Genomic DNA, 11,378 nt, shown 5'->3' on the forward strand with positions numbered 1-11,378 from the left:
AAACTCACAGCTCTCCGAAAATCCTCTCCGGCATTGATTTTGATCTGTACTGCATCTCACTGACCTTATACACTGTAACAAAAGCCTGCGGATCAACTTTATCTATAAAAGCCATCAGTTTCTGGAATTCGTTTTTATCAACGATAGTAATGATCTCATCATGTTCCTGCATGCGATAAGCACCGATTGCTTTATAGATACTAGCTCCACTGTGAAGTTCGTTCAGGATAAACTCTCGAATATCCTTCTCAAAGGGCGAAACAATACATACTCTTCTCTTAAGCTTCTGGTCAAAAATGAAATGATCAAGGATCACTCCGTTGAAATATGTTCCCAATATACTAAGAAGCAGTGTCTTGGAATCATAAACAAGTATTGAAGACGCTGCAACACACAGCCCTGCAGCTGACATTGCCTTTCCAAGGTCAATCCTTAAGTATTTGTTCAGGATTTTGGCGACAATATCCAATCCCCCTGAGGAAGCGTTTCTGTTAAAAAGAATCGCGATTCCGATACTCACAAAAAAGATGTAGCACAAAACATCTAGTGTCGCATCCCCTGTAAAAGACACGAAATTAGGAAAAGCTCTTTCAAATATGCCGATCACCACAGGAAGCAGGATTGATGTATATACTGTCTTATATCCAAACTCAGGACCACAGGTTATAAAACCTATTATCAAAAGAAATACATTCAGTATCATGGTTATCACGGAAACCGGAAGCGGAACAAAGTTAGTTAAAACAATGGATAATCCGGCTATACTGCTCACTGTTGCATGACTTGGCATAAGGAAAAAGAAAACAGCAGCTCCGATGATTGTTGTCGCCACTGTCAAAATAAGTATTTCTTTTATAAGTGCAAACCTTTTCATTTAGATATTTCCAACCTTTTTCTACAAAATTTTCAGCATATAGAATTATATACTTAAAACCTTATATTTCAAACAGTAAAAAGGGAAGCAGTCTCCTGCTCCCCTTATTTCAGCGCTTATTATCAGCATAAAACCCTTACATCATTTTTATCAGAAATCCACCTCTGTATCATAATAGCAGCACTTAAGAAGCTTCTCCATTTCTTCCTGGCTAGGCTGTCGAGGATTAGAGCCTGTACATGCATCAAGTATAGCATTGGCTGCTATGTCATGAAGTCGCTCATTGAATACTTCCTCAGAAACAAAACCTTCCTCTGCCGGAAGTCCATCAGCCCCATAGTGCTTAATGCAGTGTGGAATGTTGAGGTCATCATTCATCTTGCGAAGGTAATCAATAAGAAGCTTAACCTTCTCATCGTCACTTGATCCGCCAAGCTTCATATAATCAGCAATCACACCGTATCTCTTTTTAGCTGTAGGGTCCTTTGCATTAAAGGCAATTACCTTAGGAAGATACATAGCATTAGCTGCTCCGTGAATAATATGAGCACCCTTATCTGCAAATACAGCACCGGTCTTGTGCGCCATAGAATGAACTATACCAAGGAGCGCGTTAGAGAATGCCATACCTGCAAGGCACTGAGCATCATGCATTGTATCCCTTGCATCCATATCTCCATTGTAGGACTTTACAAGGGTATTCTGGATAAGCTCAATTGCATGAATCGCCAAAGCATCAGTATACTCACAGTTAGCTGTAGATACGTATGCTTCAATAGCATGCGTTATCGCATCCATACCGGTATGAGCAACAAGCTTAACAGGCATTGTATGAGTGAGCTCAGGATCAACAATGGCAATATCCGGTGTAATCTCGAAATCAGCTATAGGATATTTGATTCCTTTCTGATAGTCAGTGATAATTGAAAAAGCTGTAACCTCTGTAGCTGTTCCTGAAGTAGAAGGAATAGCACAGAAATGAGCCTTTGTTCTAAGCTTTGGAAGTCCAAATACCTTGCACATATCCTCAAATGTGGTCTCAGGATACTCGTACTTGATCCACATAGCCTTTGCTGCATCGATAGGTGAACCTCCACCTATAGCAACAATCCAGTCAGGTTGGAACTTCTGCATAGCCTCAGCACCCTTCATAACTGTCTCTACTGAAGGATCAGGTTCAATTCCTTCAAAAAGTTCAACTTCCATGCCGGCTTCTTTAAGATAGTCCTCTACCTTCTGAAGAAAGCCGCCCTTTTTCATTGAGCTTCCACCAACACAAACAATAGCTCTCTTACCTTCCAGTGTCTTAAGAGCCTCTAAAGCTCCCTTACCGTGGTAAACATCTCTGGGCAGTGTAAAACGTGACATCTGAAATACCTCCTTTATAATGTTAAAAAAATAACGTAACCCGTCTTTAATTATACACTTTGCCGTAATTATATACAAGAAATATTCGATATGGCATAAAAAATCCCCGGCACTATATGAGTGCCGGGGATTCGTACTACTAACTGTTAAATATTATCCCTCAATCGCTATCAGATTTTTTTCTGGAAGAGTCTTTTCCATAGCCTTCTTAGGTACTGTCAGAGTAAGAACACCATGTCTGTAGGTTGCCTCAACATCTTCTTTCTGTACATTCTCGCCAATGTAGAAGCTTCTGGTCATTGATCCTGCGTATCTCTCCTGACGGATGAGTTTGCCCTTTTTGTCATTATCATCGTGATCCATGCCCTTAGACGCACTGATCGTCAGATAACCCTTGTCAAGCTCTACTGTTATTTCTTCTTTTTTGAAGCCCGGAAGATCAATAGAAACTTCATAATTGTCATCTTTTTCTCTGATGTCTGTCTTCATCATCCTTGAAGCTTTTCTGCCGTAGAGCTTACGTTCAAGACCGCGCTCCATGTTATCGAATTCCTTCATATACGGGAATCCAAACAGATCATCCATAAAGTTCTCTTCAAAAATACTAGGTGCTAACATAATAATTACCTCCTTTGCACATAAACAATTGATTATTTGTAAATGAGCATTGGGACGGAGGGTTTGGATCATTGGAATCTTAAAGTCCTAACGGTCTTCTCTGTTCCTTTGTTCTATAGATACTATAACACCACGATTAGCACTCGTCAACAGAGAGTGCTAATTTGGATAAAAAGATATTGCATAAAACATTACAAATTTAACCTATCGGATAAATAACCTGTTTTATCTGCCTTAATTTGCTGGTCTAAGATTTACCTTCATCGCAATCTGCCTTGGAGTCTCCATCTCATCGAACTTGATAAGATAGCTCTCTTCATCAATGTTTATATCAAGTATTGTCCCGGCTCCAAGGATCGCATGATGAACTCTTTGCCCTTTCTCAAGAAGATTGAGCTTTGAAGCACCCTTTAAATGCCTGGAATCATTGTCTATAAACTTGCGAACAGCTGTCATCATGTTCTCATCAGGCTTTTGAGTAAATTCAAGCAAATCTCTGTCTATGTCCATGATAAATCTCGAAGGATAGCGAGGAATGCCTTCAAATGTATTGCCTCCTGCTTCGGATATAAACAGTCTCTTTTTCGCTCTGGTCATGGCAACGAAAGCAAGGCGCCTCTCCTCTTCCATACCCTCAAGTGTGTGGACCTTTCTCGATGGGAATATTCCCTCGTTCATGCCACACAAAAAGACATACGGAAATTCAAGGCCTTTAGCTGCATGCACAGTCATAAGCCTTACCTTGTCCTGCTCACCCGCATCAGAATCAGCATTGGTAAAAAGAGCTATATGCTTCAGATAGTCCTCAAGCCCTACTTCCTCACCGCAGGTTGTCTCATATTCAAAAACTGACTGTTTAAGCTCAGCGAGATTATCAAGCCTCTCCTGTGCTCCTTCTGTTCTAAGCATTGCTTCATAACCGCTGTCATTTAAGATCTTAGCGAGAACTTCAGACACCGGAAGTCCTTCATAACTCTCAGAAAAGTGCTCTATAAGTTCTATAAACTGCCTGGCCTTTGTCCCCTTAAACAATTCATTTTCAAGATTTTCATTCAAAGCCATGTACAATGAGCATCTATTATCAGCTGCGTATTGCTCTAAAAAGCTCATGCGTCTTTTTCCAAGATTCCTTTTGGGGACATTTGCAATACGGCGAAAAGAAATATCGTCTCTGTAAACCAGCATTCTCAGATAACATAATGCATCCTTGATTTCTGCTCTTCCAAAGAACTGAACGCCGGAATATATTGTGTAAGGAATCTTTTCCTTCATGAGCCCCTCTTCCACAGTTCTGGTTACATAGTGAGCTCTGTATAGAATAGTAATATCGCTATATTTAACCCCATATCCCTTAAGAGCAAGTATTTCGCCGGTTATCCAGTCTGCTTCATCAGAAGTATTAGGTGCCAGGTGGCACAAAACACTTTCACCATCAGTAATTGTTGGAACGAGATCTTTTTTTATCCTGAATCTGTTCTTATCGATCAGCGAATTAACTGCAGACAATATCTGAGGTGTTGACCTGTAGTTGTCATTCATCATAATGGTCTTAACATCAGGAAAATTCTTGTCAAAATCAAGCAGATACTTAACATTAGCCCCTCTCCAGGAATAAATTGTCTGGTCAGGATCCCCTACAATAAAAAGATTTTTATGATATCCAGCCAAAACCTCCATGAGCTCATACTGCAAACTGTCAATATCCTGAAACTCATCAATCATGATATATTCAAGTCTTTTTTGCCACTTAAGCTTTATATCCGGATTCTCTTTAAAAATATAAAGAGAAAACTTTATAAGATCGTTATAATCAAGGCCGAAGCACTTTTTCTCCTGATAGAGGTACCCGTAAAACAGGATGTCTTTTACCGTAGTTGCCTTGTCATATTTGTCCTTAAGTGTCTCTAGGGGCATTGTAAGCATATCAAGATAATACTCAGGCTCTTCAAATAACTTCCTGATCTCGAACATGTCCCTTGCTGAACTAAAGGTCATATCACGAAGTGACAGCCCTCTCTCTTCATATATTATCTTAAGAATGTCATCGATATCTGAATTATCCAGAACAAGGAAATTCTTGGGATACTGAACAGCGTGTGAATCCTCCTGAAGGATTGAAACGCAAAAACCATGGAAAGTATTGATATATCCAGTATCATTGTCCCCTGTAAGGGCATGGATCCTCTGTCTCATTTCATTAGCCGATTTATTCGTAAAAGTCACGCAAAGAATATGCCCCGGCATAATACCAAGACCATTAACAAGATATGCAAAGCGTGTAGAAAGAGCTTTCGTCTTCCCACTACCTGCGCCTGCTATAACACGCATATACCCTTCTGTAGTTGTTACAGCCTCTTTCTGAGCTTCATTGAGATTATCTAAAAGTTCCAACATTACATGCTCCCACATACTTTTGCAAACAAATTCGACGTATACTACACTGAGTTCATTATAAGAACAGCTGTTCGATTTTGCAACAGATTTTTTTATCACCTAAGCACCTTGCCAGACTCCGATTTGTATGTTGTAATAATCAATGATTTCATTACTAAAGGAGATTACATCTTGAGTAAAAACATTCTCATTATAAATACAGGCGGAACCTTATCTTCAGTCATGAAAGAAAATGGTTTGGCACCGGGACTTACTACTATAGATATGCAGAAAGAGCTTCACATGGTTTCAGGGGATACAACACTTGAGATTGAAGATTTCTGCTCTTTAGACAGTGCAAATATCTTCCCTGAGGATTGGGCAAAACTTGCCAGACGAATAAGTGAAGTTAGAAATTACCATGACGGAATTGTTGTAATTCATGGCACTGATACCATGGCTTACACTTCTTCCATGCTTTCATTTATGCTCAGGAACATAAATATTCCTGTAGTTGTGACAGGATCACAGCTTTCTATTACCAATCCTGTCGCTGATGCGATGGAAAACTGCCGATGCGCCATCCACATGGCTGCAAGCGGTATTCCCGGTGTTTTTGTTGCCTTTAACAGAAAGGTAATGCTTGGCTGCAGAGCATCGAAAGTCAGATCACTAAGTTTTGATGCTTTTGAAAGTATCAATTACCCTAATGTGGCAACTATCAGTTCACTTGGTATGAGCATCGATGAAAAAGCTGTTCCTGTAAGAAACGGGGTTTTCCATTTATCAGATTCCTACTCTACAAAGGTATGTATGCTAAAAATGTTCCCTGGAATGCACAGAAGCCTTTTGGAATCTCTGGCTGAACAGGGCTATAAAGGCATCTATATCGAAGCCTACGGAATCGGTGGTCTTCCTTTTTTAAACCACGATTTTATCAGTACTATAGAGAAGTTGATCAATAATGGAATAACAGTCGTTATTGGAACTCAATGTCCTTATGAAGGCTCAAAGATGGACGTTTATGAGACCGGCAAAAGATCTCTTGAAATAGGTGCACTTCAGGCTCACGACATGACAAGTGAAGCCGCATTAACAAAACTCATGTGGATTCTTGGAATGACAGAAAATCCTTCAGAAATTAGAGACTATTACTCAATCAATATCGCAGGTGAGATCAATAAATAAAAAAGAACCAGGTAACGGAGTTAGTGATTTATTTCCGTTACCTGGGTTTAATTAATGCAAGAATTTCATTCCTTTATCGTGTGATTTTGGAATTATCTTTTCTACTTTTTCTATATCTTCAGCTTCTGATTCTTTAAATTGTTTTACTATGTCTTTTTTACACTCAGGGCAAAGCTTTCCCGTGCATACAGGCTTACCACAAATATCGCAGACAGCGCCAAGATTCACCGCATTAGATGAAATCAACCGCCCTTCGCGCACCCACTTGATCAAAGTGTTTATTGGAACTCCTGTAGCTAAAAATACTTCTTTTCCTTCCGCACCAGGGTACTGATCTAAGAATTTCTTAACAAGCTGAAACTGTGCCTCGTCTGTTCGACGACATTCCGGGCACAAAATATACCCATAGCCGGGATATTGGAAAACCCTATGACATGTCGAGCAGTTTTTTAACTCCATATTATTTCTTTCTGCATAATAAATATGCATTATTATCGCTTTCACGATAATTATATCATTAGAGTCACAATAGAAAAAGCCTATACATCACTGTTTTGCATTATTATACCATTCTGTGCGCTGGCTCCATTGAAATCGTTCTGTCAGCAATGCACATTGTAGATGGTCTATGTGATACTATGAGCACCGCTTTGTTCTTGGCATACTCTTTTAGCGCCTTCAATATAATGGCTTCATTAAGACTATCAAGGCTACTTGTAGGTTCATCGAGAAGCATAAATGGGGCATCATGTAAAAATGCTCGCGCAAGCCCGATCCTCTGCCTCTCACCTCCCGAAAGAGTGCTACCCAATTCGCCAACTTCTGTATCATATCCTTTCGGCAAAGTCATAATAAAATCATGGATAGATGCCCTCTTACAGGCCTCCACCACTTCTTCATCAGAAGCATCCAGCTTTCCAATACGGATATTTCCTGCAATAGTATCCTTGAAAATCTGTGTTTCCTGAGTCATATAGCTCTCAATATCTCGTAGGTTGGCAGTGTTTATTTTTTCTACATTCTTACCTGAAATGCTGATCTGTCCCTCTTTTGTCATCCAGAACCTCATAAAGAGCTTAAGTAATGTAGATTTCCCACATCCACTGGGGCCAACTATTCCAACAATTTCATTATTATTTATGTCCATTGAAATATCATCGAGTACAATTTCATCTTCGTATGAGAACGAAACTTTATCAGCTTTAGCCCCTTCAAAAGAAATGTCTTCATACCCAAAGATATCTTCTGTTTCCGGTTTCTCATCTATTATAGCTAGTACCCTGGCTCCCGACGCTACAGTACTTTGGATAGTTGTTCCCAGCGCTGAAAGCGCAGTTACAGGTCCAAAAGATGACATAAGAGCAATCATTGGGATCAAAAATCCATCAAATCCTATCTCTCCTGAAAAGTAAAGGTAATAACAGACACATAACATAACAATATCAGATAGCCAGATTAGAGTATTGGCAAGCGCTATATTTGTTCCTGTAAGTTTATTTAATACACTCTGCTTTAAAGACAAAGCGTTTGTCTTATCCGATATTTCTTTTAACCTGCTATCCCCATGATGATACTGCTGTATCTCATCAATTCCCCGAATACTTTCAAGCATGTGCGCAGACAGCTCTCCTGATTCACCGCGCAGCTCATCCCCTAATGATCCACTTCTTTTTGAGATCAAGAGCGGCAAAACCACTCCGACAATCATAAATGCTGCCAATGCCACAAATCCGAGCATCGGATGGAAACTTCCTATGAAAAAACACATGATCATCTCTGTTATTATCGCAATACATATTGGAGAAATGGTGTGCGCATAAAAAACCTCAAGCAGTTCAACATCAGAAGTGATAAGAGAAATCAAATCCCCATTATCTCTGCCCTCGAGCTTTGCCGGACATAGTCTTCTAAGAGCTTTAAAAACTTTGTCCCTTATGATTGCAAGCAGTGTAAAGGCTATATAATGATTAGTCCTTTGCTCTGAAAATCTGAAAACAGCCCGTAACAGTGCAAACAAAACAAGAAGTAACACTATCGTCCCAAATTTCAGTCCTGTGTCGTACCCTAGCCCTGTTAAAACGGCATATCCGCCTAGAATCGGGATGAACTGTGCTGTCAAAAAACCAAAAGTTCCTAAACAAACAGCCAGTGCCATGAACCCTGTAAGAGGCTTTACAAGTACGAGCATTCTTAAAAGCACTTTGATTTTGCTTGTTTTATTCATGTTTAGCCTCCTTTTCAAATTCCTCCAGCTCTTTTTGCGTATTCCAAAGCTGCCTATATTCCGGACACGTATCAAGAAGCTGTTCATGATTTCCTTCGCCCTTTTTCATGCCACTCTCCAAACAGAATATTCTGTCCGCAGATTCAACATTGGCAAGGCGGTGTGTGATCATAATGATAGTTTTTGTCTTTGACAGTTTCTTTATCTCATTTAGTATATCTTCTTCACTTTCAACATCTATATTACTTGTTGCCTCATCAAAGATATACACTCTTGAATCATGCAAAAGAGCCCTCGCAAGAGCAAGTCTTTGCCTTTGCCCTCCGGAAAGATTGCCTGCATTCTCAGTAAGTATAGTATCAAGTCCTTTCTCTCCACTAAAAAGGTCTGCCAGATTACAATCTTCAAGTACGGACCAAAGCTCATTTTCTGTTGCATTCTCCTTCGCAACAAGAAGGTTTTCTTTTACTGTTCCTTTGAAAAAAACACTTCCCAAGCCCACATAGGTAATATTCTTCAATAGTTTCTCTTCGTTTATTTCATTTACGTTTATTCCACCAATATTAACTTCACCATCCAGTACAGTATTTCTCCCCATGATCAGTGAAGCAATTGTAGACTTACCACTTCCGCTTTCGCCAACAATTCCAGTAAATTCACCCATTTTAATACGCATTGAAACATCATGTAAAACTTCTCTATCTGAATCATATGAGAAGTTCACCTTGTTCAAAGAAATTTCAGATAACTGCTGTGGGAAATCTTTTACTTTACTATCAGGCTCTTTTTCTGCTAAAAAGCTGAATATCCTATCACTTGCTGCCATTCCATTCATTGCCACATGAAAGTAGCTTCCAAGCCTCCTCATTGGTAAAAAGAAGTCCGCTGATAGAAGGATCATGAAAACTACAGAGGCAAGTCCTATTTTTCCATCCAAAAATGATTTCCCTGCCATAGCTATTCCAAGTGCTGCGCCTCCATAGGCAAAAAAGTCCATGATTATAATTGAATTAAGCTGCATTGTCAGAACTTTCATTGTTACCAGCCTGAAGTTCTCAGATTCTGCGTTCATCTGATCGTTTTTATACGCATCTGCCTGATAAGTTTTAAGAGTCGTCATTCCCTGAAGATTTTCAAGAAAAGTGCTTCCTAGCTTTGTGTACTGATCCCAATACTTTGAAAGTAGCTTTTTCGCTATTTTCTGAACCATCATAATGGCTCCGGGAATAAGTGGCACACAAATTAGAAGAATAGCAGCCACCTTAAAGCTCCCTGCTATTCCGAACATAAAGAACAATGTAATAGGCGCTAAAAAAGCGTAGAAAAACTGAGGTACATATTGACCAAAATAGCTTTCAAGCTGTTCAACCCCTTCAACAGACTCCTGGACCAGTTCAGCTGTGGTAGCATGTTCTCTATACGTACTTCCCAACTTCAGTAGCTTTTTATAAATCTGCTCTCTCATAACCCTTTTTACAGTCTTTGAAGCCAGATAGCTCATCCTGTTAGCACTATAGCTTGCCAGCCAACGCAGTATAAGCGCTCCCAAAAGTATGATCATACCACTAATCAACATATTAGTCGTTAGCTTTTTCTCATATAATTTTCCTACAAATGCCCCAATAACACCTATCATTACAGCATTAGTAAAAAGTTCACCCCATTGAAAAACAATGTTTCCAATGATATATTTTTTGCTTTCCGGACACATCTTCATCAGTCTTTTATCAAACATTTTTATTCCTCTTGTTTAATTAAATCAATTCAATGCATTCAGTATATCGCTCTATGTTGCATTGTTTCAAGAATTAGTCAATTCACATATATAACTAATGTAACATAATACTAGATGAAATCTGCAATAAAAAAAGTCGACTAATAAAAGCCGACTTCCTAATTAATAATTCATTTTTTGTGTTTTGCTCTTACTCCAAAGCTGTAATTATAACCGCAATTTCTGGCAAATCGTTTTAATGAAAAAACTTCATCAACACTGTCTACAGCAATTGTTAAAACACTTCCTGTAAGTTCTGCTTCATAACCACTATTATTCAAGACCTTTACAAATTCTTCTTTTTTCATATATATTCCTCTTTTCATTTATTTCTCGTACCCATCATGTACATTAGCATCAATTAAAGACGAAACCTTGTATACTTTGTGATTTTTTTACGAATTTATGCAATAAAAAAGCAGAAACCAATTATGATTTCTGCTTTCTATAGAGCCGATGAGCGGACTCGAACCGTTAACCTGCTGATTACAAATCAGCTGCTCTGCCAATTGAGCCACATCGGCATATACAAATATTAAGAAATAAAAAATGGGACCTACAGGGCTCGAACCTGTGACCCTCTGCTTGTAAGGCAGATGCTCTCCCAGCTGAGCTAAGATCCCGTTCAAAATAAATTAAATATGAAGATGAGCGACCCGGAGGGGGTTCGAACCCCTGACCTCCGCCGTGACAGGGCGGCGCTCTAACCAGCTGAGCCACCGGGCCATCATTTTATTATTATAGCACAAAACACATGCAATGCATGTGCTTTTTTCTTTGTACCTTCAAAACCGAACACTGATTTATCTAAATCCAATTCTCTATACTTACCTTTATGGATAAGCCCTCGACCTATTAGTACACATCAGCTGAACACGTTACCATGCTTACACCTTGTGCCTATCTAACCTCGTACTCTACAAGGGGTCTTACTGCCGAAGCAGGGATATCTCATCTTG

9 protein-coding genes, 3 tRNA genes and 1 rRNA gene are annotated in these 11,378 nt (G+C 39.3%); 1 reads left to right on the top strand and 12 read right to left on the bottom strand.

The window, feature by feature from the left end; genetic code table 11:
* Nucleotides 1-4: 4 nt before the first annotated feature.
* The 4 genes from G585_RS0110135 to G585_RS0110150 all read right to left on the bottom strand — a co-directional run bounded on the left by G585_RS0110135 (nt 5) and on the right by G585_RS0110150 (nt 5,254).
* A complete protein-coding gene (locus tag G585_RS0110135; RefSeq protein WP_022774774.1) occupies nt 5-874 on the bottom strand; it encodes a YitT family protein in 870 nt (289 codons plus the stop codon).
* 150 nt (nt 875-1,024) lie between these two features.
* Entirely contained in the window at nt 1,025-2,242 is a 1,218-nt protein-coding gene (locus G585_RS0110140; protein ID WP_022774776.1) for an iron-containing alcohol dehydrogenase, read from the bottom strand.
* Between the two features lie 153 nt (nt 2,243-2,395).
* Nucleotides 2,396-2,860 (bottom strand): Hsp20/alpha crystallin family protein, encoded by a 465-nt coding sequence (locus G585_RS0110145; protein WP_022774777.1) that lies wholly within the window; start codon nt 2,858-2,860, stop codon nt 2,396-2,398.
* A gap of 234 nt (nt 2,861-3,094) precedes the next feature.
* Entirely contained in the window at nt 3,095-5,254 is a 2,160-nt protein-coding gene (locus G585_RS0110150) for an ATP-dependent helicase (RefSeq protein WP_022774779.1), read from the bottom strand.
* A gap of 171 nt (nt 5,255-5,425) precedes the next feature.
* On the opposite strand from G585_RS0110150, the gene G585_RS0110155 reads away from it, so the two are divergent.
* Nucleotides 5,426-6,421, top strand: coding sequence for an asparaginase (locus G585_RS0110155; RefSeq protein ID WP_022774780.1), 996 nt, complete (start codon nt 5,426-5,428; stop codon nt 6,419-6,421).
* Nucleotides 6,422-6,472: 51 nt separating this feature from the next.
* Here G585_RS0110155 and G585_RS17800 read toward each other — a convergent pair whose 3' ends face one another.
* From G585_RS17800 to G585_RS0110200, 8 genes are all read right to left on the bottom strand, one after another.
* A complete protein-coding gene (locus tag G585_RS17800) occupies nt 6,473-6,880 on the bottom strand; it encodes a MerR family transcriptional regulator (RefSeq protein ID WP_155827803.1) in 408 nt (135 codons plus the stop codon).
* 103 nt (nt 6,881-6,983) lie between these two features.
* On the bottom strand, nt 6,984-8,645 hold the full coding sequence (locus G585_RS0110165; protein WP_022774783.1) for an amino acid ABC transporter ATP-binding/permease protein: 1,662 nt from the start codon (nt 8,643-8,645) through the stop codon (nt 6,984-6,986).
* Nucleotides 8,638-10,380 carry an ABC transporter ATP-binding protein/permease gene (locus G585_RS0110170; protein ID WP_022774784.1) on the bottom strand — a complete coding sequence of 581 codons (1,743 nt, stop codon included), beginning with the start codon at nt 10,378-10,380 and terminating at the stop codon, nt 8,638-8,640. Before G585_RS0110170 ends, G585_RS0110165 begins: the two co-directional genes overlap by 8 nt.
* Nucleotides 10,381-10,550: 170 nt before the next feature.
* Entirely contained in the window at nt 10,551-10,727 is a 177-nt protein-coding gene (locus G585_RS19530) for a hypothetical protein (RefSeq protein ID WP_022774785.1), read from the bottom strand.
* A gap of 143 nt (nt 10,728-10,870) precedes the next feature.
* Nucleotides 10,871-10,943: transfer RNA gene (locus G585_RS0110180), tRNA-Thr, on the bottom strand.
* Between the two features lie 26 nt (nt 10,944-10,969).
* A tRNA-Val gene (locus tag G585_RS0110185) sits at nt 10,970-11,042 on the bottom strand.
* A 29-nt stretch (nt 11,043-11,071) separates the two neighbouring features.
* A tRNA-Asp gene (locus G585_RS0110190) sits at nt 11,072-11,145 on the bottom strand.
* 109 nt (nt 11,146-11,254) lie between these two features.
* Nucleotides 11,255-11,378, bottom strand: a 23S ribosomal RNA gene (locus G585_RS0110200); the annotation flags it as partial.

The organism is Butyrivibrio sp. AE2015 (assembly GCF_000420825.1).
Lineage (GTDB): Bacteria > Bacillota > Clostridia > Lachnospirales > Lachnospiraceae > Butyrivibrio.